This is a genomic window from Mycolicibacter algericus DSM 45454, assembly GCF_002086455.1.
In the GTDB taxonomy this organism is placed as follows: domain Bacteria; phylum Actinomycetota; class Actinomycetes; order Mycobacteriales; family Mycobacteriaceae; genus Mycobacterium; species Mycobacterium algericum.
In genome coordinates this window covers 219342-244308 of sequence record NZ_MVHC01000004.1, presented here as the reverse complement: position 1 = coordinate 244308, position 24967 = coordinate 219342, and the positions used below count along the sequence as shown (strand labels likewise).

The window sequence follows — 24967 nt, the reverse complement described above, 5'->3', positions numbered from 1 at the left end:
CGGTCAATCAACTGGTTGGAAGGATTCTATGCAGTCCGGCATCGCACCGTTGACGGGCCGACTAAACTGGGGCAATCCAAGCTGAGGGGTTGATGACATGGGTCCTGGTTACGGTTACGATCCGAATCCGGATTACGACATGAGCGATGAGGCCGAGTTCTTCTTCAAGTACCTGACCTGGGGCCTGCGCGGCGTCGACGACGGCGGCGGCTACCCGCCACAGAACTACCCGCCGATCTAGTCCCGGCGAGCAAGCGTCACGGCCCCCGATCCATCACCGGATCGGGGGCTTTTTGCGGGGTGTCGCCCCCGCTTGCGGGGGACTGCCGCGACGGAGTCGTCCGCCCGGTGTCCTATCGTGGCGAGGTGACCTCCCAGCCGGACCTGCCCGGGGCGTGGAATTTTCGCGACGTATCAGAGACGACCGGCGCGCTGCGCCCGGGCCGGCTGTTCCGGTCCAGCGAACTGAGTCGCCTCGACGACCGTGGCCGCGAGCAGCTGCTGCGTATCGGGGTGGCCGACGTCGCCGACCTGCGGTCCCCGCGGGAGGTGACGCGGCGCGGGCCGGGTCTGGTGCCCGACGGTGTCGACATCCATCTGCTGCCCTTCCCCGATCTGGCCGCCGACCAGGCGCCCGAGAGCTCATCGCCGCACGAGGACGCGTTCCGCAAGATGATGGCCGAGAAGCCCGATGCGGACACCGCCGCCGACGTCGCGGCCCGCTACATGCTTGAGGAGTACCAGCGCTTCCCCACCCTGGGCGGCTCCCGCCGGGCGGTGCAGCGGGTGGTGTCGCTGCTGGCGGCGGGCCGGCCGGTGCTGGCGCACTGCTTCGCCGGCAAGGACCGCACCGGGTTCGTCGTTGCGGTGGTGCTGCAGGCGGCCGGCGTCGACCGGGATGCGGTGGTGGCGGACTACCTGCGCAGTAACACCGCGGTGCCGGTATTGCGGGACCGGATCATGGACATGATCCGGTCCCGGCCCGAGGATGAGATCACCCCCGAGGTGCTGACCTTCACCGAGGCCCGGCTCTCCGACGAGGTGCTCGGCGTGCGCGCGGACTACCTCGAGGCCGCCCACCGTTCGATCGAGCAGAACTTCGGCTCGCTGGACGCGTTCCTGCACGCCTCCGGGGTCACCGATGCCGACCGGGACGGGCTGCGCGCCGCACTGGTCGACTGACACCGTCCGGCCGCGACGCCCCCGGCCGAGGCCACCGCGCTACTGCAGCGAGAAGCTGGCCGCCTTGGCCGCCGACATGTCGGCGATCGTCGACCACTGCGCCGCGACGTCATCGACCGACGGCGGGTTTTCGAAGTTGGCGCCGGCGTTCTCGAACAGCGCCGCCCGCTGCACCTTGCCGCCACCGGCGATGAACACCGAGCCCGTCTCGGCGAGCTCTTCGGTGCACAGGTAGGCGACCACCGGTGCGACGTACTCGGGCTTGAGTTTCTCCAGCACCTCCGGCGGCAGGATGTCCTCGGTCATGCGGGTGGCGGCGATCGGGGCGATCGCGTTGGCCTTGATGTTGTACTTGGCGCCCTCGATGGCCAGCGTGTTGATCATGCCGACCAGGCCGAGCTTGGCGGCCCCGTAGTTGGCCTGCCCGAAGTTGCCGAACAGTCCGCTGGTGGAGGTGGCCACCACCACCCGGCCGTAGCCCTGCTCGCGGAAGTGCGTCCAGGCGGCGCGCACCACGTTGTACCCGCCGTAGAGGTGCACCTGCAGCACGGCGTTCCAGTTGTCGAAGGTCATCTTGTGGAAGGTGCCGTCCCGCAGGATGCCGGCATTGCTGACCACGCCGTCGACCTTGCCGAACTCGTCGATCGCGGTCTTGATGATGTTGGCCGCGCCATCGCTGTCGGCGACGCTGTCGTAGTTGGCGACGGCCCGGCCACCGGCCTCTTTGATCTCGGTGACCACCTGATCGGCCATGTTGTGGCCGGCTCCGGTGCCGTCGCGGGCACCGCCGAGATCGTTGACCACCACCGCGGCACCCTCGCGGGCCAGGGTCAGGGCGTATTCACGGCCAAGTCCGCCACCGGCTCCGGTGACGACGACAACACGATCCTGCACTCCGGGCATGAGCTTCCTTCCTCGATTCGATCGTCACGATAAAACAGCCCTAGAAAAGCCTTCGCGCCAACTTCCAGGCCTTCTCTGTATACGGCGGGTAGATCATCGCGCTGACATCGGGTCGGGTTGGCTTGGTCAGCACCGTCTTGCGGTGGCTGAACTCCTCGAAACCCCACCGGCCGTGGTAGGCCCCCATTCCGGACGGGCCGACGCCGCCGAAGGGCAGCTTGGCGGTGGACACCTGGAACACCAGGTGGTTGACCAGCATGCCGCCCGCGGGCACCCGGCTGATCACCTTCTCGCGCACCGCGCGGGTCTTGGTGAACAGGTAGGCGGCCAGCGGCTTGGGCCGGGCGTTGACGAACGCGATGGCATCCTCGATGGAGGCGACGGTGATCACCGGCAGGATGGGGCCGAAGATCTCGTTGGTCATCAACGCCTCGGCGGGATCGGGGTCGACGACGACGGTCGGTTCGATCCGCAGTGTGGCGGCATCCGTGCCGCCGCCGAGCGCCACGGTGCCGCGAGTGTCGGCCAAATACTTTGTGAGACGGTTGTATTGGCGTTCGTTGACGATCTTCATGCCGTGCGGTTCTTGCGCGCGGAAGTCGGTGATGGCCTCGCCGATCCTGGCGACGAGTTCGTCGCGGATCGTGGCGTCGGCCAGCACGTAGTCGGGGGCGACGCAGGTCTGGCCGGAGTTCAGCAGTTTGGTCCAGGCGATCCGCTTGGCCGCGACGTCGATGTCGGCGTCGGCGGCCACGATGCACGGGCTCTTGCCGCCCAGTTCCAGCGTCACTGGTGTCAGGTGTTCGGCCGCCCCGGCCATGATCTTGCGGCCGATCTCGGTCCCGCCGGTGAACATCACCCGGTCGAAGCCCTGCGCGATCAACGCCTGACTGACCGCGCCGTCGCCCTCGACCACCACGATCGCGTCGTTGTCCAGGTAACGCGGCACTAACTCGGCCATCAGCCGCGACGATGCGGCGGAGATCTCGGATGGCTTGAGCACCACGGTGTTTCCCGCCGCGATCGCGCCCACCAGCGGTCCCAGCGTCAGATAGAACGGGAAGTTCCAGGCGCCGATGATCAGCACCGTGCCGTAGGGTTCGTACTCCACCCAGCCGCGGCCGGGCAGCTGGGCCAGCTCGAGCAGCCGATGCCTGCGCCGCATCCACTTCTTGACGTGCTTGGTCGCATACCGGGCCTCGGCAGCGGTCCCGGCGATATCGGCCAACCACGCCTCGAACGGCTTGCGGTCGAGGTCGGCCGCCAGCGCCTCGGCGATCTGCGCCTCGTTCTCGTTCATCATCTGCTCGAGGCGGCGCAGCTGGGTGCGCCGCCAGCGCACATCGCGCGTCCGTCCGGTCGCGAAGGTGCCGCGCAGCAGGGCGACGACATCGCCGACATCGGTAGTGGTGGTCATGGTCCCTTCCTACCGCTGCGCGGCCCGTCATGCCGCGCGATCGGCGCAAGAGGGGCAGCCGGTCAACGGGTCAGTCGCGCACCGCGGTGACGAACTCCGAGAACGCGTCGGTGTCGTCGCCCATCGGCACGTTCACCCAGCGTCCCAGCCGGCGCATCTCGGCGGTGGAGTGCTGCGCGGTGGCCCGCCAACCATGCCCGTTGAGCCATTCCGGCACCGCCGCGCGGTCCTCGTCGTGGTAGATCAGATCCTGGATGTCCACCGTCTGCTCCAGGCCGATCTGTTCGGCGACCTTCTTGAAGCGTTCCGACATCTCCTGGCGCCGCTGGTCGGCGTGGTTGGCCGCGGTCTCGACCGCGATCCGGCTCCCGGGGGCGCTGAGCGCCGTGATCTGCTCGAACAACCGGTCCTGGGCGTCGGCAGGCAGATACATCAACAGGCCCTCGGCCAGCCACGCCGTCGGGGCCGCCGGGTCGAAACCGGCGGCGGTCAATGCGGCCGGCCAGTCCTGCCGGAGATCGATGGCCACCGCACGGTGCTGCACCGGCGCCCTCACGTCGTGGGCCGCCAGCGTCGTCTCCTTGTAGCCCAGCACCTTCGGCTGGTCGATCTCGTAGACCGTGGTCGCGGCCGGCCAGTCGAGCCGGTAGGCGCGCGAGTCCAGCCCGGAGGCCAGGATCACCACCTGGCGGATCCCGGCGCCGACCGCCTCGGCGAAGTAGGCGTCGAAGAAGTGGGTCCGGACGGCCTGGTAGCTGCGCATGTGGTGATACACCGCGGCGATCTCGGGATCGACGGACTCCAGCTTGTCGGTCAGCGACTCGTTGAGCAGCGTCTCCCACACCCCGGTGCCGGCGTTGGCGACCAGGAGTTTGGCGTAGGGATCGGAGATCAGCGGATCGGAACTGTCGGTCTCGACCGCGCGGGCAGCGGCCACCATCACCGCCGTGGAGCCGACGCTGGTGGCGATGTCCCAGGTGTCGTCATGGGTGCGCAGTGTGCTCATCGGTTACCTCGCTAGCTTGCCGTCGGTATCGCAAGCCATGCTACCGAAAAAAGTTAGGCGAGCTATTCACTGCCGTCATCGGCCGGTGGGGCGGGCTGATGCAGCTGCCAGAGCCGGTTCGCCAACAGCGCCTGCACGCTGGCGATCACCGCGGCCGACTCGTCGTGGTCGCCGAGCGCGGCGATGTAGAACCCGATCCCCCACAGCACGGCCAACAACGTCTCGGTCAGATCGCCGACCGAGGTCGCGGTGACCAGCTCGCCCCGATCGATGGCATCGGTGAGCGCGTCGGTGAGGAACCGCCGGGTCGGCCCCTGCAGATCCCCGACCAGTGCCCGCAGTTCCGGGTCCCGCTGGGCGTCCAGCACCGCGGTGACCGCGAACGCCGCGGCCGTGCGGTCCGCCTCCCCGAGCTGGGCGAACGCGTAGATGACCGACGACAGCCGTGCGATCAGGCCGTTCTCGGCGCGCGCCCGTTCGACGGCGTTGTCGAGAATCGATTCGTTGCGGTTGAGCACCGCCTGGTAGAGCAGTTGCTTGTTCGAGAAGTAGTGGTTGATCGCCGGCCGCGTCAGATGCGCGCGGGCGGCGATGGCCTGAAACGTCGTCGCGTGGTAGCCGAACTCGCCGAACACGCCGCTGGCAGCGACAACGATGCGTTCCCGGGTCAGGCTGGACCGTGCGCCGCGGGGACGCCCGAGCCGGTGGAACGCAACTTCCTGCATGAGATGAATTCTGGCACCGCCACCGTGACCCGTCGGTAAATTCCGCATTACGATCATTCACTTCTGCATCCCCGGATGCGTCCCGCCAGCGCCTCCGGCGAACTAAAGTCAACTTATGGCCGCGGTGCTCTCCCGACAGGCGTACTTCGAGACGGGTCTCGAAGTACTGTCGGAATTGGGCTACGGCGGCCTCAAGCTGGCCGAAGTCTGCAACCGCCTCGGGGTGACGACGGGCTCGTTCTACCACTACTTCACCAGCTGGCCGGTCTACACCCGCGACCTGGTTCAGCACTGGCTGGACGACCGCACCGTCCAGCACGTGGAGTTCGCGCGGGCCCTGCCCGACCCACGCGAGCGTCTCGACAGCCTGATCCAGATCGGCTTGTCGCTGCCGCACGGCGCGGAGGCCGCGATCCGCTCCTGGAGTTCGGCGGATCCGCAGGTGCGTGCCGTGCAGACCCAGGTGGATCGGCAGCGCTTCGACATCATGTATGAGTCGGCGCTGGAGGTCCTGCACGACGAACGTCAGGCGCACTTGTTCGCCAGCTGGGGGATGTACATGCTGATCGGTTACGAGCAGGCGCTACTGCCCCGCGACAGTGCCGCGATCGCCTGGATCGCCGCCCAGTTGCTCGACGCACTGGACTCGGGACGATTCGCCAGCGCCGCGGCCGCCGAAACCCCCGGGCAGCCCTTCACAGCGAACTGATGCGCTGCACCGGCAGCCGTGGCCCGCGCCGCGGTTCGACGGCCAGCCCGCTCTCGATCAGCAATCGCACCACCCGGTGGCGGTGCGGTCGCATCGGCGCCAGCAGGTCGATCATGGTGTCGTCGTCGATCGGACGGCCGAGTAGCGTCCAGCCGATCATCTTCGCGATGTGATAGTCGCCGACCGACAGCGCATCGGCGTCGCCGAAGGCACGCTGGGCGGTCTCGGCCGCGGTCCACACCCCGACACCGGGCAGCGACATCAGGGCCACCTGAGCCGCCGCGGCGGGCCTGCCCACCAGCCGCTCCAGCGATGCCGCCCGCTGCGCGCAGCCGACCACGGTGCGGGCTCGGCCGCCGTCGACATTGGCGCGGTGAAACTTCCACGACGGGATGCTCCGCCACACCTCGGCCGGCGGGGGCACCCGCATCCGCGGCGGCGCCGGTCCGGGTGCCGGGCCGCCGAACTCGGTGACCAGCACCCGCCAGGCCCGAAACGCATCGGCGCCGGGCACCCGCTGTTCGAGTATCGCCGGGATGAGCGCTTCAAGCACCCGTCCGGTGCGGCCCAGCCGAAGGTGCGGCAGCCGACGGTGTGCGGCGGCCACCGTCGGCTCGGTCGGCGCGAAGTCCGATGCGTCGTCGTCGGCGCCCAGCAGTCCCGGCAGTCCGTCGAGGAACTCCGCGGCGCCGTCGCCCCACGCTGTGCAGTCCACCGACTCGGGTGCCGCCCGGGTGATCCGCGCCGACACCGGGCCACTGGCGAGCAGGCTCGTCCGCCAGATGGCGCCGTCGATGATCTGCAAGCAGGGGTCGCCGGGGCCCCGGCGCAGCGGGGACAGCGTCAGCGCGGGACTCGCGGGCCCGGGAAAGGTGACGGTACGGCGAAGCGAACTGTAGATGACGTCATCATAGGGACGCCGTTTCCACGTTGACCGCTTCGCGTCGCCACGCCACGATGAAGACGTGGCCACCCCGTTCGACGATCCGCAGGCGGAATTGGCGTGGATGTTCCTGCAGGGCATCTGTGGCGATGACGACCTGGACGAGATCTTCACCCTGGTCAGCGACGACTTCAGCTACTGGAGCATCCTGACCCGCCAGGCGATCGACGCGAGCGCCCTGCGCCAGCAGGTGGAGGAGCGCCGCCACGGCCTGCAGATCACGCTGCATCTGACCCGCTGCATCAACGAGGGCGAGACCGTGGTGATCGAGGCGCACGGCGACTGTGTCACCGCCGACGGCGGCCACTACGACAGCCCGCTGGTGTTCATCGTCGACTGCCACGACGGCCAGATCGTGTCGGTGCGCGAGTACACCGAGACCCGGTTCGCCGGGGAGGTGCTGGGAATCTAGGCCGATCTAGTCCTGGCCGACGCTGATGTCGGCCTTGTCCGGATAGAAGGCGACATGCCCGGCGATCGCGGCGACCGCCGGAAACGGTTGTTCGTAGGTCCAGATCGCATCGGCGACGGTCTGGCCGGCCGCGGTGGTCACGGTGTAGTAGGCCGCGTCGCCCTTGAACGGGCAGTAGCTGGACGTCGTGGTGCGGCTCAACAGCTCACCATTGACGTCGGCCAGCGGAATGTACTGCACCGCAGGGCGGGTCGATTCCTGCAGCGTCAACGCGTCGTCGGTGTCGGCGACGACTTCGCCGCCGATACGCACCGTGACGTGCCGGCCGGTCGGGGTCACGGTGATCGGGTACTCGGCGGTCGGGATGTGGACAGGTCGGCTGCCCGAGTCGTGCTGGGTCATGCGGCGGTCCCTCGCTTCTTGGCATCACGCAGTTTCATCCAGAAACGCGCAGCCTCGCGGATCGATTCCTCCACCGGCCGGGGCTGCCAGCCCAGCTCGCGCACCGCCTTGGAGTGGTCGACCTCGGACTCCGCGCGCATCATCCGGACCGATTTCAGTGACAACTCGGCGTCCTTGCCGCCCAGCCGGGCCTTCAGCGCGCCCAGCGCCCCCAGGGCATAGAGCATCGGCACCGAGATCGACCGCGCCGGCGGCGGCACCCCGGCCTCGTCGGCCGCGATCGCGATGATCTCGGCGTTGGTGATCATGCGCTCGGAGATCAGGTACCGCTCCCCGTTGCGGCCGTGCTCGGCGGCCAGGATCAGCGCCCGCGCGGCGTCGTCGACCCCGACGGCCTCCAGCCGGATGCCGTCCATCACGAACGGCAGCTTGCCGTAGACGGCGCCGGCGATGAACGCGCCGTGCGGGGTGCGGCCCCAGTCGCCGTCGCCGTAGGTGCTCGACACGCACATCGCCACCGCCGGCAGCCCGGCGTCGGCCGCGTAACGCAGCACCAGGTCTTCGGCCTGCACCCGGGACTGCACGTAGGGGGTCAGCCGGCGGCGGTCGATCTGGTCGGTCTCGGTGGCGAGGTGCCCGCGCCGGCGGCCGACGGTGACATAGCTGCTGGTGAACACGAACCGGCGCAGGCCGGCCGCGATCGGCTCCTCGACCGCCACGTCGAGGACGTTGCGCAGTCCTTCGACGTTGGTGCGGAACAGCGGGGCCGGATCGCGCAGCCAGGCGCGGGTGTCGACGACGCAGTAGTAGATGTCGTCGCAGCCGGTCATCGCCTCGCGCAGCGTGGCGGTGTCGAACACATCGCCGTGGTACCGGGTGACGTCGAGGTCGTCGATTCCGATGGTGTTGGCGCTCGGGCGCACCATGACCCGGACGTCTTCCCCGGCATCGACGAGTTGGCGGGTGACGTGCGAGCCGAGGAAGCCGTTGGCGCCGATGACCAGCTTGGGGTGGGCCTTCACGCATTCCCTCCGAATTGCTTCATCCAGGCCGCCGCCTCGTCGTCCAGGGTGCCGAGCTCTTGGGCCTTGCGGCACCACTTCATGGTCGCGGCGACGAAGCGCAGCGGGTTGTAGATGTCCTCCTGACGGCGCCACAGGCCGTCGCCGGCGTAGGTGATGATCGAGATGTTGGTGGCGCTGATGATGGTGCCGTCGCCGGGATCACGCATCGGGTTATCCAGTTCGCAGATGATCCGCCCGCCGGCCTCGTCGATGACCGACCACAGCGCCGGGAACTCGGTCATGTAGCTGCCCGGGAACGTCGACATCGTCTGGCGGATCCAGGGCCGCACCTCGTCGCGGCCGTGCATGGTGCCCATCGCGTGCTCGACGTACTCGACGTCGGGGGTGTAGTGGCTCACCCAGGCGTCCCAGTCCTTGGTCTCGGCGGCGCGGGCGACGGTCTGCTCGAAGATCTCGAACGCGGCCGCGAGCTCGGCGCGGCTGAACTGCGGATTCGTCATGCGAAGAACTAGAACACGTTCTATCGGAGTTGTCGAGAGCGGGCGGATTCGAATCTGGGTTTATATTCGGATCGGTGTTACGGTGACGTCGTCGACCCACCGGTCAGAAGGAGATCGCCGTGACGTCCAGCAAACCGGCCGTCGGGCTGCATCACGCGGCCTACGCCTGCGCCGACTTGGAGGCGACGCACCGCTTCTACCAAGACCTGCTGGGGTTTCCGCTGGTCCACACCGAGGTCGAGCAACTGCAGGACGGCTTCTTCCGGCACGTGTTCTACGACCTCGGCGACGGCTCGTGCATCGCGTTCTTCGACCTGCATGGCGTCGGTGAGAAACCCGACTGGTCGAGTTCGTTGTCGCGCCCGAACGGCTTGCCGGTGTGGGTGAATCACGTGGCGTTCCGGGCCACCGAGGAGAAGCAGAACGAAGTCCGCGCCCGGATGGACGCCGCCGGCATCAAAGCGCTGATGGACGTCGACCACGGCTGGTGCCACTCGTTGTACTACCTGGACCCCAACGGCATCATGGTCGAGTTATGCCGGGACACACCGGGTTTCGAGCGCGACCCGGAGCAGGCGCATGCGCTGCTGACCAGCACCGAACGGGCGGCCGACCCCAAGGTGGTCACGTCCCGCTCGAACACCACCCGGCTCGGTTGAACCGGCTCGCATGGGTCTCGACTCGCTGACGACGCTCGCCGTCGCCCACGATGGGCCGGTGGCCCGGGTACTCATCGACCACGGCGAGCTCAATCTGATGGACGCCGCGATGATGGGCGACCTGTGGCGGCTGGTGAACTGGTTGCGCAGCGCGGCCGGCAGCGACGTGCGGGTGGTGGTGCTGCAAAGCGCCAACCCCGATTTCTTCATCGCTCACGTCGACCTGGCGCTGCTGCAGGCCTCGGCCGACGATCCCGAGGCCGCGGTCGGCTCGTTCCAGGACCTGGTCGGCGCGTTTCGGGCGCTCGACCAGGTCACCGTCGGGGTGGTCGCCGGGCGGGTGGCCGGCGGCGGAATGGAACTGCTGGTCAACCTGGATCTGCGGTTCGCGGTCACCGGCCGGGCGGTGTTCAACCAGATCGAGACCGGGATCGGGGTCATCCCCGCCGGCTCGGGCCCGCAACACCTGCACCGGCTGCTGGGGCGGGGCCGGGCGTTGGAGGTGATGCTGGCCCATGACGACCTCGACGCCGAACTCGCCGAACGCTACGGGCTGGTCAACCGGGCGCTGGATGCGGGCGGCGCCGCGGCGTTCGTCGACCGGCTGGTGGGGCGCATCGCCACGGTGCCGCTGGCCGACATCGCCGCCATCAAGGCCACCCTGGCCGCTCCGGACATCCACACCGGTCTGGCGGTGGAGCGTTCGGCGTTCGCCGAGGTGCTCGGCCGGGGCGAGGCACTGCCCAAGATGCAGCGCTTCCTGGCCGCCGGCGGCCAGACCCCGGCCGGTGAACACCGGCTGGCCGAGCTGGTGGCCGGCCTCGACGCGACGGAACCGGCGTGACGGCCCGGGGCGCGGCGCCCGCCGACAGCCGTCCCACCGTCCGGGGCCGCGACACCCAAGCGCGGCTGGAACAGGCCGCCCGCGAGGTGATCGCCCGCAAGGGTTTCTTCAAGACGACCATCACCGACATCACCTCGGCCGCCAAGCGCTCGCCGGCGTCGTTCTACCACTACTTCGAATCCAAGGAAGACCTGCTGGCATCGCTGGCCGAGGACTTCCGGGCCTCGGCCAAAAGCCGTGCGGTGCAGGCGTTGCACCCCGGCCAGGATCTGCGGGAGATCATCGCGGAATCGGTGCGCGCCCACTGGGAGACCTACCGCGAACACCTCGGCGTCATGGTCGGGGTGTTCCAGCTGGCGATGATCAACGACGAGTTCGCCCAGCGCTGGCGCGACATGTGCGCCGACGCGATCGACTGGGTGGCGCAGACGGTGCGGATGGCCCAGCGCAAGGGCTACGGGACCGACGCGGACCCGGAGCTGGTCGGCTCGGCCATCGTCGCCATGCTCAACCACTTCACCTATGTCTGGCTGGTGGCCGGCGGTGACGTGGCGGGCCGCGAACTCGACGACGAAGCGGCGATCAAAACGCTCACCGACACCTGGTATCGCTCGGTGAGCTGGCGCGAACAGGGTTCATGACAAAAGGAGTGGTGCAGTGGCGGTAACGCGCGAATTCGTTTCGCTGACATCGGCAACCGGGGCGGTGAACCCGGCCGGGTATCACCCCGCGCAGGGGCTGTACTGGACTCCGGCCGGGGCCAAGCCGAAGGTGGCCGTGATCGCCAGCCACTACAACGTGGACTTCGCCGAGCACTACCTGGCGCCGCTGATCGCCGAACGCGGTTACGGCTTCCTGGGCTGGAATACCCGGTTCCGCAGCGGTGAATCGATCTTCCTGCTCGAACACGCGCTGCTGGACATCGCGGCCGGGGTGCAGTGGCTGCGCGAGCAGGCCGGCGTCGAGGTGGTGGTGTTGCTCGGCAACTCCGGAGGCGGATCGTTGATGGCCGCCTACCAGTCGCAAGCCGTCGACCCGCACATCACGGCGGTCGGCGGCGGTCCGGTACCCGATGCGGTCAACACTCTGCCGCCCGGCGACCTGTACGTCTCCACCCAGGCCCACGCCGGCCGTCCGGAGGTGCTGACGGCCTGGATGGACCCGTCGGTGACCGACGAATCCGATCCGCTGTCGTGCGACCCGGACCTGGACATGTACGCCGAGCAGAACGCGCCGCCGTACACACCGGAGTTCATCACCCGCTACCGCCAGGCGCAGCGGGACCGCAACGACCGGATCACCGCGTGGGCGCAGGCGGAGTTGCAGCGCCTCAACGCCGCCGGAACCTATGATCGCTCGTTCTCGGTGCATCGGGTGTGGGCCGACCCGCGCTACCTGGATGCCTCGCTCGACCCGTCGGATCGTCCGCTGAACCGGTGCTACCTGGGTGATCCGCGGCGCGCCAACCGGGCGCCGTACAACATCGCCGCGCACTGCACGCTGCGGACCTGGCTGTCGATGTGGAGCCTGCAGACCTCGTTCTGTCAGGGCGCCCCGCACCTGGGCCGAATCACCTTGCCCGCCTTGGTGATTCAGGGCACCGCGGACACCGGCGTCTTCCCCAGCGACGCCCACCACATCCACGACTCGTTGGCCAGCACCGACAAGCAACTGCACCTCATCGCCGGCGACCACTACTTCGAGCAGCCCACCGACAGCCGAACGGTCTGCGCCGATCTGGTGGCGTCCTGGATCGCCGAACGAACCTGATGGCCGCGCTCGACTTCGATTTCCGCGACCCGGACCTGCATGCCGATCCGTTGACGTATCAGCGGCGGTTCGCCGAAGCCGACCCGGTACACCGCAACAGCCAGGGACTGTGGGTGCTGACCCGTCACGCCGACGTGCTGGCGATGCTGCGCGATGAACGCGCCGGGACCGACCGGCGAAACCTGTACCGCAGCAAGCTCGATCCCGGCCGGCCCTATCTGACCCACGTCGAGCACAACCTGTTCTACCGGTCCGGCGATGACCACCGCCGGCTGCGGGCACCGCTGTCGCGGGCGTTCACCCCGCGCGCACTGGCCTCCTTCGAATCCGAAGTCGCCGCCCGCGCCCGGTCGTTGGCGGCCGCGCTCGACCCGGCCGGCTTCGACCTGGTGGCCGAGTTCGCCAAGCCGTTACCGCTGGGGGCCATCGCCACCCTGCTGGGGGTGCCCGACAGCGAACTGGACAACCTGCAGGACTGGTCGATGGCGTTGATCGCGGCGCTGGAACCGGCGGCACCCCGGTCGGTGTTCACCGCCGCCGACGACGCCGCGGCCGGGATGAAGGACCTGCTCGCCGATCTGCTGGCGCTGCGCCGCGCCGACCCGGGCCACGACCTGCTGTCGGTGGTGGCCGCCAGCGGGCTGCCACTGTCCGACGACGAACTGCTGCACAACGCCATCTTCTTGTTGTCGGCCGGGCACGACACCACCACGGCGGTACTCACCGGGGCGACCGCGTTGCTGATCGAGAATCCCGGGCAACAGCGGCTGCTGGCCGACGCCGGGGCCGCCCCGCACGCCGTCGACGAACTGGTCCGGCTCATCAGCCCGGCCATGATGATCTCCCGGGTTGCCGAGGCGCCCATCGAGCTCGGCAGCGGGAAGGGCGGGGCCGTCATCGACCCCGGCGCCCCGATCCTGCTCGGGCTGGCCGCCGCCAACCGGGATCCGGCCGTGTTTCCCGACCCCGACCGCCTCGACCTGGCCCGGTCGCAGACCGGCCACCTGGGCTTCGGGTTCGGCCCGCACGTCTGCCTGGGCGCCCCGCTGGCCCGGATGCAGATCCGCCTGGGACTGCTCGCGCTGTTCGACCGATTCGCCGAACTGACGGCGCAGGCGCCGCCGCATCGGGAGCCGAGCGCGGTGTTGACCAGCTATCGTTCCTATCCCCTGGCGGGCGCTGCCTGAGCCGGGATAATCGGAGACATGACTGATTACCAGAGAGCGATCCTGGCCGGCGGCTGCTTCTGGGGCATGCAGGACCTGATCCGCAAGCAACCCGGCGTGGTGGCCACCCGAGTCGGCTACACCGGCGGCGACGTACCGAACGCCACCTACCGCAACCACGGCACCCATGCCGAGGCCATCGAGATCAGCTACGACCCTTCGGCGACCGACTACCGCAGCCTGCTGGAGTTCTTCTTCGCCATCCACGACCCGACCACTCGCAACCGGCAGGGCAACGACGTCGGGACCAGCTACCGTTCGGCGATCTTCTACCTCGACGACGAGCAGCGACAGACCGCGCTGGACACCATCGCCGAGGTGGACGCGTCCGGGCGCTGGCCGGGCAAGGTGGTGACCGAGGTCAGCCCGGCCGGTGATTTCTGGGAGGCCGAACCCGAGCACCAGGACTACCTGGAACGGTTCCCCGGCGGCTACACCTGTCACTACATCCGGCCGGACTGGCAGCTGCAGCGCCAGCCCTAGCCCCGGCGTGCGCCGCACAGTTACTGGCGGTGCGTCCGTAGCTGATACAGCCCGCGGGTGGTGGCGACGGTGTTGCCGTCGGCGTCGGTGACCACCGCCTCCAGCGTGTAGTCGGCCTTGCCGCGTTCGGCGGCCTCGGCGCCGATCCGGGCGATCTCGGCGGCGTCGAGGCGGGCCTCGGCGCGCAGCTGCGAACGGGCCATCCCGACGAACGAGATGTCGATGTTCTTCACCAGCGGGAAGTATTTGGCGGTGTCGAAACTGCTCAACGCGATGATGCCGCCGAGCACCTCGGCCACGGTGAACTGCACGCCGGCATAGACCACGCCGAAGTGGTTGCCGTTGCCCTCGAACGGGACGGTGGCCGCAGCGTAGCCATCACCGACCTCGACGACCTGCACCCCCATCCGATGCGCGGCGGGGATGGTGTGCTCGATCGCGGCGTTGAACATCTCGACGCGTTGCGCGGCCTGGTCGCTCATCAGCGCATCTTAGCCGCGGCGTCGTACGGTGATTCGCCCGCCGTTCTTCGGTGTGAACGCCACTCCCCGGGAGTGGTACTTCTCCCCCGGTGCCGCGGTCGGCTCGATAGTGAAGTGCCGCAACACGGTTCGCAGCACCAGATCCATCTCCAGGTTGGCGAACGCCGAGCCCGGGCAACGCCGGCTGCCGCCGCCGTAGGGCAGCCATTCGAATGCCGACGGGCTGCCGTCGAGGTAGCGCCGCGGATCGAAGCGGTCCGGCTCGGCGAACACGGCGGGATTCTGGTGGATCTGGTTGATCCCCACAATCACCCCGTACCCGCGGGGAATGACCCAGTCGCCGATCTGGACGCTGGGCGCGTAGACGTGCCGGCCGGCGAAGTCGATCACGGTGCGCACCCGCTGGACCTCGCGGATCGTGGCGCGGCGCAACTTGTTCTCGTCGGTGTCGGCCTCGGCGGTGAGCTCGTCGAGCAGCCGCGGATGGCGGCTCAGCCGCTCGAACACCCAGGCCATCGTCGACGCCGTGGTCTCATGGCCGGCCGCCAGGAAGGTCAGCAGTTCGTCGCCGATCTCCTGGCGGGTCATTGCCGTACCGTCGTCGTAGCTGCTGCTCAGGAGCAGTGTCAGCACGTCGGTGCGGTTCTCGAAGTTCGGGTCGGCGCGCACGTCGTCGATCAGCTTGTCCAGAATCGCTTCGTACTGCTCACGCCACGCCGCCAATCGGCCCCACGGGGTGAACCGCCCGTAGTTGCGGATCGGCATGGGCAGTGCCACCAGCCGGGAGCCGAGCGTCACCCACTTGGGCAGGCCTACCCGCAACTGGTCCAGTTCAGCGCCTTCGGCCCCGAAGATCGCCCGCAGAATCACGTTCAGGGTGATCCGGTTCATCGGCGACAGCGTTTCGAAGGGTTTGCCGATCGGCCAGTCGGCGATCTCCCGCAGCGTCTCCTCGACGACGATCTGCTCGTAGGCCCGAATGCTCTTGCCGTGGAACGGCGGGCTCAACAGATTGCGACGGCGGCGGTGCTCGGCACCGTCGAGCGCGAACACCGAGCCGGGCCCGAGGATCCGGGACAGGTTGGGCTGGATGTTGCCGAGGTCCTCGGGGTTGGCCAGGAACACCTGCTTGGCCAGATCCGGTTCGGTCACGAAGACCGTCGGCCCGAACACCGGGCTGTCGATGGTGAAGGCGGCTCCATAGCGACGCGTCAGGGCGCCCATCAGCCGGCGCCGGTCCAGGGTGAACAGCAAGCCGCTCACCACCTTGGGAATCCGCGGCTTCGGCGGAAGCTTGATCGCCGGTGAATCCGCGGCGTCGAGTCGCTGCGTGGTCTGGCTGGTAACCGTCTGGGTCATGCGATGCCTCCCGAGGCGATCCGTGGTACCGACGCGTACCAAACGCTTGTCGAACACGGTACTCTCTAGTACCAAGGACTGGCAAGGCTTGACGGGAAAGGTGCGGCGATGATGACGCTGGCAACCGAGGGCGAAGTGACGGAAACCGCCGACCCGTTTCGCCGCCGGCTGCTCGAGGGACTTGCCGACGCGATCGCCGAACGCGGCTACCGGGCCAGCACCGTCGCCGATATCGTGCGCGCCGCTCGCACCTCCAAACGGACCTTCTATGACCGCTTCGCCAGCAAGGAGGAGTGCTTCCTGGAGTTGTTGCGCGCCGACAATGAGGCACTGGCCCAGCGGATCCGCGCCGCGGTCGATCCGCAGGCCGACTGGCAGGAGCAGATCCGGCAGGCGGTGGGCGCCTACGTCGCCCAGATCCAAGCCCGACCCGCCATCACGTTGAGCTGGATCCGGGAACTGCCGTCGCTGGGTGAGGTGGCGCGACCGGCCCAGCGGCGCGGCCTGGACCTGATGTCGAATCTGCTCGTCGAGCTCAGTGGCAGCCCGGGGTTTCGCCGTGCGGACCTGCCGCCGTTGAGCCCGGCGCTGGCGGTGATCCTGCTGGGCGGGCTGCGAGAGCTGACCGCGCTGGCAGTCGAGGACGGCTCCGACATCGGCGCGATCATCGAGCCGGCGGTCGATGCGTCGATTGCCCTGCTCGGCCCTCGGCGCTGATCTACCGTTGACCCGTCAGGCGCATCGCAGAATCCGGAGGACCGCCATGCGACTCTCAACGCGTAACCAGCTCACCGGAACCATCGCCGACTTGGATGTCGGGTCGGTCATGGCGGTGGTCAAGATCCGCCTCGACGGCGGCGAGCAGGTGATCACCTCGTCGGTCACCCGCGATGCCGCCCTGGAACTCGACCTCAAGGTCGGTCAGCCGGCGACGGTGTTCATCAAGTCGACCGAGGTCACCGTCGGCGTCGAGTAGCCGGTCACGTCCAGGGCAGCGCCAGTTTGCAGATCTTGCGGACCACACTGCCGAACTGCTTGAGCAGCGGCCCGGTGTTGTACGGGACGCCGTAACGCTCGCAGATCTCGCGCACCTGCGGTGCGATCTCGGCGTAGCGGTGCGCCGGCAGGTCGGGGAACAGGTGGTGCTCCACCTGGAACGACAGGTTGCCGGTCAGGATGTGGAACCACTTGCCGCCGGTCAGGTTCGCCGAACCCAGGATCTGACGGTAGTACCACATGCCGCGTGACTCGTTCTCGGCCTCCTCGACGGTGAATTCCTGTGTGCCGTCGGGGAAGTGACCGCAGAAGATGATGGTGTAGGCCCACACGTTGCGCATCAGGTTGGCGGTCAGGTTGCCGGCGAACACCAGCGGGGCGAACGGGCCGGCCAGCAGCGGGAACGCGACGTAGTCCTTGAGGGTCTGGCGACGCACCTTCTGCCAGGTCTCCCGCAGCATTTCGCGTTTGTCGGCCAATCCGATCTCCCCGGCGCGGATGCGCTCGGTCTCCAACTCATGCACCGCCACCCCGTACTGGAACAGCACCATCAGCAGGAAGGCGTAGAGCGGGTTGCCCAGGAAGTAGGGCTCCCAAGGCTGCTTCTCGCTCATTCGCAGGATCCCGTAGCCGACGTCGCGGTCCATCCCGACGATGTTGGTGTAGGTGTGGTGCATGTAGTTGTGCGAGTGCCGCCACTGGTCGGCGGGGCAGGCGGTGTCCCACTCGAAGTGCTTGCCGTACAACGCCGGTTCACCCATCCAGTCGTACTGGCCGTGCATGACGTTGTGGCCGATCTCCATGTTGTCGAGGATCTTCGACAGCCCCAGCATCACCGTGCCGGCCAGCCAGGCCGGCGGGATGATGCTGAAGAACAGCAGCGCGCGCCCGCCGACCTCCAGCGTGCGCTGCGCCTTGATGATCTGGTGGATGTAGTCGGCGTCGCGTTCGCCGAGGTCGTCGAGCACACCCTGGCGGATGGCGTCGAGTTCGGCGCCGAAGGCGTCGAGGTTGGCCGGGAGGCCTGGGCGATCGCCGGCCTGCGGCTGTTCGGTCTGCGGCCGCTCGAGGACTGACTGCGTCATGGTTGGCTCCTTTACTGGTCGTTTCCCGCGACTCGGAATCTCCCGACGCAACACTCGGTGGTGGCGTCGTGTGATTCCCACTCACGGATGGTCATTGGTCCTACAGATCGATTTCGACGTCGCCGACGGGCACCGACACGCAGATCTGGATGTCTTCGCTCTCGGCGGTCGAGAGCGCCCCGGTGATCAGGTTTCGCACCGTGCCACCGGCTTTGCGGCAGGTGCAGCTGTGGCAGATGCCCATCCGGCATCCGCTGGCCGGTTGCAGTCCGGCCGATTCGGCCTGCTCCAGCAGTGACCGCCCGTCGTCGACCACCGCGATGGTGCTGCCGAGGAAGGTGACCCGGCCACCGGACGGGTCGGCGGTGAATTGCGGCGGCACGAAGCTCTCCGAGATCGCGTCGGGCCGCTCCTCGCGCACCGCGGCCACGAGTGCCGGCGGGCCGCACACGTACACCGCATCCGGCTCCGGTCCGGCCGCCCGCAGATGCTCGCCGTCGAAGTAGCCCCGCAGATCGCCGGCGTCCGGTGCGCGGGTGTAGCCGTGCAGCACCTGCACCCGCGGCATCCGGGCGAGTTCGTCGCGGTAGCAGGTCTCCTCGGGAGTGCGCGCGTAATGGATGAACGTCACCCGGCCCGCATAGCGTTCGGCGAGCAGGGTGCGCAGCATCGACATCACCGGCGTGATGCCGCTGCCGCCGGAGACCAACAGGATGCGCCGCGGGCGGATCGCCGGCAGCACGAAGTCGCCGCCGACGTTGTCCAGGCCGACGACCATGCCGGGCCGGGCGTTGCGGTAGAGGTACTCGGAGACCAGCCCGCCCTCGTGGCGCCCGATGGTGAGCTCGATGAGCCGCTGCCCTTCGGGGCTGGCCGGCGAGTAACACCGGGTGCGCCGCCGCCCGTCGATCTCGACGGACAGGTTGATGTGCTGGCCCGCCTTGAAACCGCCGAACGCGTCGTTGGGTTCCAGCAGCAGGGTCACACTGCGTGGGGTGGCGCGCCGCACGGCGACGACCCGGGCGCGGGCGTCGTTGCGGGTCCAGGTCGGAGACACCAGTTCGGTGTAGCGGTCGACCCCGTGGGGACCGGTGAGCAGGTCGACCAGGCCGGAGCCCAGTACCCGCCGCGTCAACGTTTGAGTGAACATATGTACACAGTGAACATCTGTTTACGATGCGTCAAGTGCTATCGGCCGGTTGTGTTACGCTTCACATCCAGTGAACAGTCGTACGCCCAATTCACGGTCGGGGAGAACAAGGCCACCGCGGCCGCCCCGTCCCGAGCGTCCAGCCCGGCCCGAACGGCCGGAGCGGATGTCGCGCGAGGAGCGCAAAGAGGCCACCCGCCGCGCCATCATCAGCGCGGCGCTGACGCTGCTGGAGGAACGCAGCTTCAGCGCGCTGAGCCTGCGCGAGGTGACCCGGGCCGCCCACATCGTGCCCGCGGCGTTCTACCGCCATTTCGAGTCGATGGACGCGCTGGGGCTGGTGCTCATCGACGAGTCCTTCGGGGCGCTGCGCGATACGCTGCGCGACGCCCGCACCGGCGGGGTCGACCCCAACCGGGTCATCGAGTCCTCCGTGGAGGTACTGGCCGACAGCGTCGCGTCGCGCCGCGAGCACTGGCGGTTCATCAACCGGGAGCGGTTCAGCGGAATGACAGTGCTGCGCTACGCGATCCGCACCGAGATCCGCTTGATCACCGCTGAGCTGGCCACCGACCTGGCGCGCTTCCCGGCGTTGAGCGCGTGGAGCACCGAGGATCTGAACATCCTGGCGGGGCTGTTCGTCAACGCGATGACCGTCACCGCCGAGGCCATCGAGGAGGCCCCTGACGCCGAGACCCTCGCCGAGATCAAACAAGTCGCCGTCAAACAACTCCGGATGATCGCGCTGGCTGTCGGCGGCTGGCGCAGCAAGCCCTGAGCGGTGAGCCTCGCAGCACGCCATGTTCCCGGCAAGCTGGCCGACGTCACCGGTCCGGGCATCACCGACCAGTGGGGCGTGACGTGTGCAGACCTGGGCGCCTCGGTGCTGGCACCCGACGGCTCGCTGGTATCGGTGTTCGGCGACACCTTCGCCGGCGACAAAGTCGGCCGAGGTGATTGGCGCTCCCCGGTGATCCTTATCGGCACCGGCGACGCCGGCCACCGGATTCGCTACCGGCGCGCGGGCGGCCCAGACGGCGACTACGCCCGGCAGCTGTGGCACTACCGGCACCGCGAGCCGGTCTCGCGACTGGACCGCAGCTCGATCAGCACGGTGATCCCCTCCGATCTGTTGCGGGTGGACCAGATGCTCTACTTGCACGCGATCGTCAACCGCGGCTTCGGCAACGTCGCCTGGACCGAGATCTGGCAGTCCGCCGACAGCGGGACCACCTGGCACAACATCGGGACGCGGTTTCCGGCGCGGCGACACCGCGGGCACGCGCAGTGCTGGTCCTGGGACTACGACCCCGACGACGGCTGGGTGTATGTGGTCTCAACCGGGTTTCAGCGCAACAAGGGCGTCATCTTGCGGCGGGTGCGCCCCGCCGACATCGGCAACCCCGCCAAGTACTCCGGCTGGGGATATCGAGGCGGCCGGCGGGCCTGGGGCCGCACCCCGGTGCCGATCACCCCGCCCGGCGAGACCTGGGGCGAGCTGTCGTTGCGGCGGCTGGCGGCCGGAACCTGGGTGCTCGGCGGGTTCGTGTCCTCGCGCTATGCGCTGGGTTACCGGGTGCTGGACTCCCCCGCCCCCGAATTAGCTTCTGTGCCATTGCAACTGCCGGTGATCGGCAGCAGCTGGGATCGCGAGGACCACGCCGGCTCCCGGGTCGCCCAGCTCTACGGCGGCTATGTCCTACCGGGTTCACGGGTGGACCGTACCGGAGGGGTGGGCCTGCTGGTGTCGCAGTGGAACACCGCGGCGGGCTGGCCCTACCGGGTGATGCAGTTCCGGGCGACGTTGGTCAGTGGCGAGGAGATTCGCTAGTCCCGGACGGCTGGTTCGGTGGCTTCAACCCGCGGCCATTCCACAGAATACTCAGTAACATCCTGGGTAAATAAGCGAACGAACCGGGAAATCTGAGTTTTTCCTGGGCTTCTGCTAGTGTCTCGCGCAACTGACCTGCGCAACTTCGACGAGGGACACCGAACGTGACGACAATCAAGCAGTTCCTGTGTGGTGCAACCGTCGCCGGCATGGTCGCCGCGACCGGAGCGGCCGTCGGCGCGCCGGCCGGGTTGTCCGCGGTGACCGCCGACTGGCTGCTCGCCGCCGAGCACGTGCTGCTGATCGGCCTCGACGGCGTCAACCTCTCCAAGGTCCTGGAGTACGCCTACGACGACGACAGCGGCTTCAAGACGGCGATGGACCAGGGCATCACCGGAGCGGCGAGCCTGACCAATCACACGACGCTATCCGGGCCGTCATGGTCGACGGTCCTCACCGGCGTGTGGGACGACAAGCACGGTGTCTTCAACAACCTGTTCCGGCCCGAGCCGTACAACCAGTGGCCGACGGTGTTCAACCTCATCGAGTACAACAAGCCGGAGGTCGACACCACGATCATCAGCAACTGGGAGTACCTCAACCAATTGGCCGGCGCGGGCGGCTACTCGGTCGACAACAACATCTTCGTCCCGGCGGGGGACAGCCCGGCCGACTCTGACGCGCTGGTCACCGCGCTCACCATTGCTCAGATCCTGGGCACGGAGGACAATCCGGATGACATCTCGAGTTTCCTGTTCTCCTACCAGTCGCAGGCCGACCACGCGGGACACTCGTTCGCCGGCGGGTCGGAAGAATACATGCAATCCATCATCAACCTCGGGGCCAATATCCAACAGATCCTGGCCGCGATCGCCCACGTGCAGTCGATCACCGGCGACGACTGGTCGATCATCCTCACCACCGACCACGGCCACCAGCAGACGGTGACCCTGCCCGGCCTCAGCATCGGCCACGGCTTCCAATCGCCCAATGAGACATCGTCGTTCGTCATCTTCGACCAGGCCGGCGATGACGCGAACGACGGCAGCCAAAGCTTGGGGTACTCCACGGTGGACATCACCCCGACGATCCTGTCGCTGTTCGGCATCCCGCTGCGCTCAGACTTCGACGGGGTCTCGCTGGTGAACGACCCGGCCGTGTTGGATGGCATCGTCGAGCCCACCGATCTCAAGCAGTCGCTGCTCGACGCTCTCGCGATGTACGGCTACCCGAACATCGGCAACGACATCACGCTGGCCATCCGGACGGTGATCGGGTCCGTGCCGTACTTCCTCGACAAGTTTGTGACCGAGATCGACACCTTCCTACAGTCGATCGTCGACCAGGACATCTTCCTGATCAGCGGGCTGGCCGAGGTCGCCCAGCAGATCAACGAGTTCTTCGGCGGTCTGACGGTGAACGTGACCAACACGGTGGCACACGGATTCGCGTATCTGCTCGGGTCGGGCGTGATCGCCCCGACCGACGCACCGCTGCCGCTGCCGGGGGCCGCCGAGTTCACCGGATCGTTGGAGTCGCTGTTGGCCGGCGACACCTTTACCGCCCCCGACATCGGGGACCTCGACCTGTCGCTGCTGCTCGACGTCGACGCGCTGCTGGGCTGACGCACCATGACAACGCTCAAGCAGATCCTGTGTGGTACCGCCGTCGCCGGCCTGGTAGCCGGAGCCGGCGCGGCGGTGGGGACGCAGGTGGGCTTGTCGACCGTAACCGCCGATTGGCTGCTTGCCGCCGAACATGTGCTGCTGCTGGGCACCGATGGCACCAACCTCGACAAGATCCTCGAGTACGCCTATAACGACGACAGCGGATTCAAGATGCTGATGGATCGGGGCGTCACCGCCGCCACGACCATCGCCGGCCATCAAACGATGTCGACGCCGTCGTGGTCGACGATCCTCACCGGGGTCTGGGACGACAAACACGGGGTGGTCAGCAACGTCTACCGGCCCGAGCCCTACACCACCTGGCCGTCGGTGTTCAACCTGATCGAGTACCACAAGCCGGAGGTCGACACCACGGTCATCTCCGGTCGGGGCCTGTTCACCGAGATGGCCTCCACGGGCGGCTATCCCGCCGACAACATCATCGGCATCACCGGTGGTTCCACCTCGGCGGAGATGGACGCGCTGGTCACCGACGAGACCGTCGCCAGGATTCTGGCGACCACGGAGAACCCGGACACCTCGACGTTCATGTTCTCCTACCAGTCCCAGGTCGACCACGCCGGACACTCCTACAGCGGCGGGTCGGAGGAGTACAAGGAAGCCGTCATCAACGTCGGCGCCAACTTCAAGCAGATCCTGGAGGCGGTAGCCCAGGCCGAGGCGGCCACCGGTGACCGCTGGACGATCATCGCCGTGACCGACCACGGCCACCAGCAGACGGTGACCCTGCCGGGTTTCAGCCTCGGCCACGGCTTCCAGACGCCCAACGAGACATCGAGTTTCGTCATGTTCTCGCTGGCCGGAAATGACGACCAGGCCGGAGGCCAGAACCTCAGTTACCAGACCGTCGACATCACGCCCACGATCCTGCAGGCCTTCGGAATCCAGATGCGCTCGGACTTCGACGGCGTCCCGATGCAAACCGACCCGGAGATTCTGAACGGCTTCATCATGCCGGTCGATCTCAAGCAATCCCTCACCGATGCGATCAACAGCTACGGCTACCCCGACATCGGCACCAACATCATGTTGAGCATCCGTGCGCTGGCCGGCGGAGCCGGTTTCTTCATCGGCAGCTACCTGCTTCCGCCCATCAGCAACTTCCTGCAGACGATCATCGACCAGGACATCTTCCTGATCAGCGGGCTGGCTCAGGGCGCCCAGTGGCTGCTCAACACCGTCGGAGGTGTGGTCGCAGACGTCGCGACGGACTTGGGCAGAGCGGTGGCCTACCTGACCGGGGCCGGCGTCATCCCGCCGGAAGACGCACCGCTGCCGCTGCCGGGCAGCGCCGAGTTCTCCGATTCGGTGGCGGCGCTGTTGGCCGGCCACACGGTCGCCGTCCCCGACCTGGTCGACGCCGACCTGCCGCTGCTGGTCGACATCGACGCGCTGGTGGGCTGATACGGACCCGTTTCGTGCACCGGGCACTGCAAAGCCTACGCGTGATATCGTGTAACTGATATCGCGTTGGAGGTTCCGTGAATCTAGAACAGATCCTTATCCGGAATCTGCCCGCCGGCACCAAAGCCGCACTGCGGGAACGCGCCCGGCAACACCGCCGCTCCGTTGAGGCAGAGGCCCGGGCGATCCTCAGTCAAGCACTCGAGCAATCAGGCGCCACGATGGTCGACATGCTCAGCAGCGACGAAGGCTCGGAGATCGAGTTCGAGCCGCAACGCTTGCCCCTCACTGCGCGCACACCCGACCTATGAGATACGTCCTCGACACGAACGTGGTGTCCGCGCTACGGGTCCGTGGCCGCAATCCGTCGGTCGAGGCGTGGGCGATTTCCGTGCCGGTGGGCGATCAGTTCGTGGCGGCGGTGTCCATCGCCGAGATCGAGCGCGGTGTGGTGGCCAAGGAGCGGTCGGACCCGGCGCAGGGACAGGTTCTTCGACGATGGTTCGAGAACCGTGTGCTTCCTGCCTTCGCCGATCGGGTGTTGGCCTTCGATCTACGGGCGGCGCGCATTCTTGCTGCGTACCCGGTTCCCGAGCGGGCACCCCTGGATGACGCTCTTATTGCGGCGGTTGCAGAGTCGACCGGCATGGTCGTGGTGACGCGAAACATCAAGCATTTCCGGGAGCTGGGCGTCCCCTGTATTGACCCCTGGGCAGTGGGGGCGACCAGCGAGTCCCGAGGCCCCGAGTGACCATGCCCAACGAAG

Annotated in this window: 30 protein-coding genes; 18 read left to right on the top strand and 12 right to left on the bottom strand. The window is 67.8% G+C overall.

Going from position 1 to position 24967, the window contains the following annotated elements; all coding sequences use genetic code 11:
• Positions 1-97: 97 nt before the first annotated feature.
• Together BST10_RS22415 and BST10_RS06220 are read left to right on the top strand one after the other, a co-directional pair.
• Entirely contained in the window at positions 98-241 is a 144-nt protein-coding gene (locus tag BST10_RS22415) for a hypothetical protein (RefSeq protein ID WP_109559421.1), read from the top strand.
• A gap of 125 nt (positions 242-366) precedes the next feature.
• Entirely contained in the window at positions 367-1182 is an 816-nt protein-coding gene (locus tag BST10_RS06220) for a tyrosine-protein phosphatase (protein WP_041319333.1), read from the top strand.
• Between the two features lie 39 nt (positions 1183-1221).
• Here the strand turns inward: BST10_RS06220 and BST10_RS06215 are convergent, their stop codons facing one another.
• The 4 genes from BST10_RS06215 to BST10_RS06200 all read right to left on the bottom strand — a co-directional run bounded on the left by BST10_RS06215 (position 1222) and on the right by BST10_RS06200 (position 5233).
• The gene (locus BST10_RS06215) at positions 1222-2085 is read right to left on the bottom strand and encodes an SDR family NAD(P)-dependent oxidoreductase (RefSeq protein WP_041316657.1); all 864 of its coding nucleotides are present in this window, start codon (positions 2083-2085) and stop codon (positions 1222-1224) included.
• A gap of 40 nt (positions 2086-2125) precedes the next feature.
• A complete protein-coding gene (locus BST10_RS06210; RefSeq protein WP_083037106.1) occupies positions 2126-3502 on the bottom strand; it encodes an aldehyde dehydrogenase family protein in 1377 nt (458 codons plus the stop codon).
• A 70-nt stretch (positions 3503-3572) separates the two neighbouring features.
• The gene (locus BST10_RS06205; RefSeq protein ID WP_083037105.1) at positions 3573-4508 is read right to left on the bottom strand and encodes a class I SAM-dependent methyltransferase; all 936 of its coding nucleotides are present in this window, start codon (positions 4506-4508) and stop codon (positions 3573-3575) included.
• Positions 4509-4570: 62 nt separating this feature from the next.
• The gene (locus BST10_RS06200) at positions 4571-5233 is read right to left on the bottom strand and encodes a TetR/AcrR family transcriptional regulator (protein ID WP_083037104.1); all 663 of its coding nucleotides are present in this window, start codon (positions 5231-5233) and stop codon (positions 4571-4573) included.
• Between the two features lie 115 nt (positions 5234-5348).
• Between BST10_RS06200 and BST10_RS06195 the strand changes: the two genes are divergently transcribed.
• The gene (locus BST10_RS06195; protein ID WP_083037103.1) at positions 5349-5942 is read left to right on the top strand and encodes a TetR/AcrR family transcriptional regulator; all 594 of its coding nucleotides are present in this window, start codon (positions 5349-5351) and stop codon (positions 5940-5942) included.
• Here BST10_RS06195 and BST10_RS06190 read toward each other — a convergent pair.
• Entirely contained in the window at positions 5929-6843 is a 915-nt protein-coding gene (locus tag BST10_RS06190) for a DNA-3-methyladenine glycosylase family protein (protein WP_083037162.1), read from the bottom strand. The two genes, BST10_RS06195 and BST10_RS06190, sit on opposite strands and share 14 nt — an antisense overlap.
• Before the next feature lie 64 nt (positions 6844-6907).
• On the opposite strand from BST10_RS06190, the gene BST10_RS06185 reads away from it, so the two are divergent.
• Positions 6908-7297: a nuclear transport factor 2 family protein gene (locus BST10_RS06185; protein WP_083037161.1), complete on the top strand. Its 390-nt coding sequence runs from the start codon at positions 6908-6910 to the stop codon at positions 7295-7297.
• A 6-nt stretch (positions 7298-7303) separates the two neighbouring features.
• Here the strand turns inward: BST10_RS06185 and BST10_RS06180 are convergent, their stop codons facing one another.
• From BST10_RS06180 to BST10_RS06170, 3 genes are read right to left on the bottom strand one after another with little or no spacing between them, the layout of a single operon-like run.
• Complete coding sequence (locus BST10_RS06180; RefSeq protein ID WP_083037102.1) at positions 7304-7699, bottom strand: DUF427 domain-containing protein; 396 nt, start codon at positions 7697-7699, stop codon at positions 7304-7306.
• Positions 7696-8721: an NAD-dependent epimerase/dehydratase family protein gene (locus BST10_RS06175; RefSeq protein ID WP_083037101.1), complete on the bottom strand. Its 1026-nt coding sequence runs from the start codon at positions 8719-8721 to the stop codon at positions 7696-7698. Before BST10_RS06175 ends, BST10_RS06180 begins: the two co-directional genes overlap by 4 nt.
• Entirely contained in the window at positions 8718-9224 is a 507-nt protein-coding gene (locus tag BST10_RS06170) for a nuclear transport factor 2 family protein (RefSeq protein ID WP_083037100.1), read from the bottom strand. Before BST10_RS06170 ends, BST10_RS06175 begins: the two co-directional genes overlap by 4 nt.
• 119 nt (positions 9225-9343) lie before the next feature.
• On the opposite strand from BST10_RS06170, the gene BST10_RS06165 reads away from it, so the two are divergent.
• The 6 genes from BST10_RS06165 to msrA are packed head-to-tail and all read left to right on the top strand — an operon-like array spanning position 9344 to position 14206.
• Positions 9344-9883 (top strand): VOC family protein, encoded by a 540-nt coding sequence (locus BST10_RS06165; RefSeq protein ID WP_163762395.1) that lies wholly within the window; start codon positions 9344-9346, stop codon positions 9881-9883.
• 10 nt (positions 9884-9893) lie between these two features.
• Positions 9894-10727, top strand: a complete 834-nt coding sequence (locus BST10_RS06160) for an enoyl-CoA hydratase/isomerase family protein (protein ID WP_083037098.1) — start codon at positions 9894-9896, stop codon at positions 10725-10727.
• Positions 10724-11368 (top strand): TetR/AcrR family transcriptional regulator, encoded by a 645-nt coding sequence (locus BST10_RS06155; protein ID WP_083037097.1) that lies wholly within the window; start codon positions 10724-10726, stop codon positions 11366-11368. Before BST10_RS06160 ends, BST10_RS06155 begins: the two co-directional genes overlap by 4 nt.
• Before the next feature lie 16 nt (positions 11369-11384).
• A complete protein-coding gene (locus BST10_RS06150) occupies positions 11385-12497 on the top strand; it encodes an alpha/beta hydrolase (RefSeq protein WP_083037096.1) in 1113 nt (370 codons plus the stop codon).
• Complete coding sequence (locus BST10_RS06145) at positions 12497-13684, top strand: cytochrome P450 (RefSeq protein ID WP_083037095.1); 1188 nt, start codon at positions 12497-12499, stop codon at positions 13682-13684. Before BST10_RS06150 ends, BST10_RS06145 begins: the two co-directional genes overlap by 1 nt.
• Positions 13685-13702: 18 nt before the next feature.
• Positions 13703-14206 (top strand): peptide-methionine (S)-S-oxide reductase MsrA, encoded by a 504-nt coding sequence (gene msrA, locus BST10_RS06140; RefSeq protein WP_083037094.1) that lies wholly within the window; start codon positions 13703-13705, stop codon positions 14204-14206.
• 20 nt (positions 14207-14226) lie between these two features.
• On the opposite strand, the gene BST10_RS06135 is transcribed toward msrA, so the two are convergent.
• Together BST10_RS06135 and BST10_RS06130 are read right to left on the bottom strand one after the other, a co-directional pair.
• A complete protein-coding gene (locus tag BST10_RS06135) occupies positions 14227-14688 on the bottom strand; it encodes a PaaI family thioesterase (protein WP_083037093.1) in 462 nt (153 codons plus the stop codon).
• Positions 14689-14697: 9 nt separating this feature from the next.
• Positions 14698-16047 carry a cytochrome P450 gene (locus tag BST10_RS06130; RefSeq protein ID WP_083037092.1) on the bottom strand — a complete coding sequence of 450 codons (1350 nt, stop codon included), beginning with the start codon at positions 16045-16047 and terminating at the stop codon, positions 14698-14700.
• 111 nt (positions 16048-16158) lie between these two features.
• Here BST10_RS06130 and BST10_RS06125 point away from each other — a divergent pair, with 111 nt between their 5' ends.
• Together BST10_RS06125 and BST10_RS06120 are read left to right on the top strand one after the other, a co-directional pair.
• Positions 16159-16764 (top strand): TetR/AcrR family transcriptional regulator, encoded by a 606-nt coding sequence (locus BST10_RS06125; protein WP_083037160.1) that lies wholly within the window; start codon positions 16159-16161, stop codon positions 16762-16764.
• A 46-nt stretch (positions 16765-16810) separates the two neighbouring features.
• On the top strand, positions 16811-17023 hold the full coding sequence (locus BST10_RS06120) for a TOBE domain-containing protein (protein ID WP_013827021.1): 213 nt from the start codon (positions 16811-16813) through the stop codon (positions 17021-17023).
• Positions 17024-17027: 4 nt separating this feature from the next.
• On the opposite strand, the gene BST10_RS06115 is transcribed toward BST10_RS06120, so the two are convergent.
• Together BST10_RS06115 and BST10_RS06110 are read right to left on the bottom strand one after the other, a co-directional pair.
• Positions 17028-18128 (bottom strand): fatty acid desaturase family protein, encoded by a 1101-nt coding sequence (locus BST10_RS06115; protein ID WP_083037090.1) that lies wholly within the window; start codon positions 18126-18128, stop codon positions 17028-17030.
• A 100-nt stretch (positions 18129-18228) separates the two neighbouring features.
• Positions 18229-19278 (bottom strand): flavin reductase family protein, encoded by a 1050-nt coding sequence (locus BST10_RS06110; protein WP_083037088.1) that lies wholly within the window; start codon positions 19276-19278, stop codon positions 18229-18231.
• A gap of 70 nt (positions 19279-19348) precedes the next feature.
• On the opposite strand from BST10_RS06110, the gene BST10_RS06105 reads away from it, so the two are divergent.
• From BST10_RS06105 to BST10_RS06080, 6 genes are all read left to right on the top strand, one after another.
• A complete protein-coding gene (locus tag BST10_RS06105) occupies positions 19349-20056 on the top strand; it encodes a TetR family transcriptional regulator (RefSeq protein ID WP_083037086.1) in 708 nt (235 codons plus the stop codon).
• A gap of 3 nt (positions 20057-20059) precedes the next feature.
• Positions 20060-21109, top strand: coding sequence for a DUF4185 domain-containing protein (locus BST10_RS06100; protein ID WP_083037083.1), 1050 nt, complete (start codon positions 20060-20062; stop codon positions 21107-21109).
• Between the two features lie 164 nt (positions 21110-21273).
• Positions 21274-22734, top strand: coding sequence for an alkaline phosphatase family protein (locus tag BST10_RS06095; protein WP_083037080.1), 1461 nt, complete (start codon positions 21274-21276; stop codon positions 22732-22734).
• 6 nt (positions 22735-22740) lie between these two features.
• Positions 22741-24201, top strand: coding sequence for an alkaline phosphatase family protein (locus BST10_RS06090; protein ID WP_083037078.1), 1461 nt, complete (start codon positions 22741-22743; stop codon positions 24199-24201).
• Positions 24202-24278: 77 nt separating this feature from the next.
• Positions 24279-24512 carry a FitA-like ribbon-helix-helix domain-containing protein gene (locus BST10_RS06085; RefSeq protein ID WP_083037076.1) on the top strand — a complete coding sequence of 78 codons (234 nt, stop codon included), beginning with the start codon at positions 24279-24281 and terminating at the stop codon, positions 24510-24512.
• Positions 24509-24952 (top strand): type II toxin-antitoxin system VapC family toxin, encoded by a 444-nt coding sequence (locus tag BST10_RS06080; protein ID WP_083037073.1) that lies wholly within the window; start codon positions 24509-24511, stop codon positions 24950-24952. Before BST10_RS06085 ends, BST10_RS06080 begins: the two co-directional genes overlap by 4 nt.
• Positions 24953-24967 lie beyond the last annotated feature (15 nt).

Excerpts from the sequence above, each read along its gene's own strand:
- BST10_RS22415 (WP_109559421.1), top strand. The coding sequence starts at position 98 with ATGGGTCCTGGTTACGGTTACGATCCGAATCCGGATTACGACATGAGC.
- BST10_RS06215 (WP_041316657.1), bottom strand. The coding sequence starts at position 2,085 with ATGCCCGGAGTGCAGGATCGTGTTGTCGTCGTCACCGGAGCCGGTGGC.
- BST10_RS06210 (WP_083037106.1), bottom strand. The coding sequence starts at position 3,502 with ATGACCACCACTACCGATGTCGGCGATGTCGTCGCCCTGCTGCGCGGC.
- BST10_RS06205 (WP_083037105.1), bottom strand. The coding sequence starts at position 4,508 with ATGAGCACACTGCGCACCCATGACGACACCTGGGACATCGCCACCAGC.
- BST10_RS06200 (WP_083037104.1), bottom strand. The coding sequence starts at position 5,233 with ATGCAGGAAGTTGCGTTCCACCGGCTCGGGCGTCCCCGCGGCGCACGG.
- BST10_RS06195 (WP_083037103.1), top strand. The coding sequence starts at position 5,349 with ATGGCCGCGGTGCTCTCCCGACAGGCGTACTTCGAGACGGGTCTCGAA.
- BST10_RS06180 (WP_083037102.1), bottom strand. The coding sequence starts at position 7,699 with ATGACCCAGCACGACTCGGGCAGCCGACCTGTCCACATCCCGACCGCC.
- BST10_RS06170 (WP_083037100.1), bottom strand. The coding sequence starts at position 9,224 with ATGACGAATCCGCAGTTCAGCCGCGCCGAGCTCGCGGCCGCGTTCGAG.
- BST10_RS06160 (WP_083037098.1), top strand. The coding sequence starts at position 9,894 with ATGGGTCTCGACTCGCTGACGACGCTCGCCGTCGCCCACGATGGGCCG.
- BST10_RS06145 (WP_083037095.1), top strand. The coding sequence starts at position 12,497 with ATGGCCGCGCTCGACTTCGATTTCCGCGACCCGGACCTGCATGCCGAT.
- msrA (WP_083037094.1), top strand. The coding sequence starts at position 13,703 with ATGACTGATTACCAGAGAGCGATCCTGGCCGGCGGCTGCTTCTGGGGC.
- BST10_RS06135 (WP_083037093.1), bottom strand. The coding sequence starts at position 14,688 with ATGAGCGACCAGGCCGCGCAACGCGTCGAGATGTTCAACGCCGCGATC.
- BST10_RS06130 (WP_083037092.1), bottom strand. The coding sequence starts at position 16,047 with ATGACCCAGACGGTTACCAGCCAGACCACGCAGCGACTCGACGCCGCG.
- BST10_RS06125 (WP_083037160.1), top strand. The coding sequence starts at position 16,159 with ATGACGCTGGCAACCGAGGGCGAAGTGACGGAAACCGCCGACCCGTTT.
- BST10_RS06120 (WP_013827021.1), top strand. The coding sequence starts at position 16,811 with ATGCGACTCTCAACGCGTAACCAGCTCACCGGAACCATCGCCGACTTG.
- BST10_RS06115 (WP_083037090.1), bottom strand. The coding sequence starts at position 18,128 with ATGACGCAGTCAGTCCTCGAGCGGCCGCAGACCGAACAGCCGCAGGCC.
- BST10_RS06110 (WP_083037088.1), bottom strand. The coding sequence starts at position 19,278 with ATGTTCACTCAAACGTTGACGCGGCGGGTACTGGGCTCCGGCCTGGTC.
- BST10_RS06090 (WP_083037078.1), top strand. The coding sequence starts at position 22,741 with ATGACAACGCTCAAGCAGATCCTGTGTGGTACCGCCGTCGCCGGCCTG.
- BST10_RS06080 (WP_083037073.1), top strand. The coding sequence starts at position 24,509 with ATGAGATACGTCCTCGACACGAACGTGGTGTCCGCGCTACGGGTCCGT.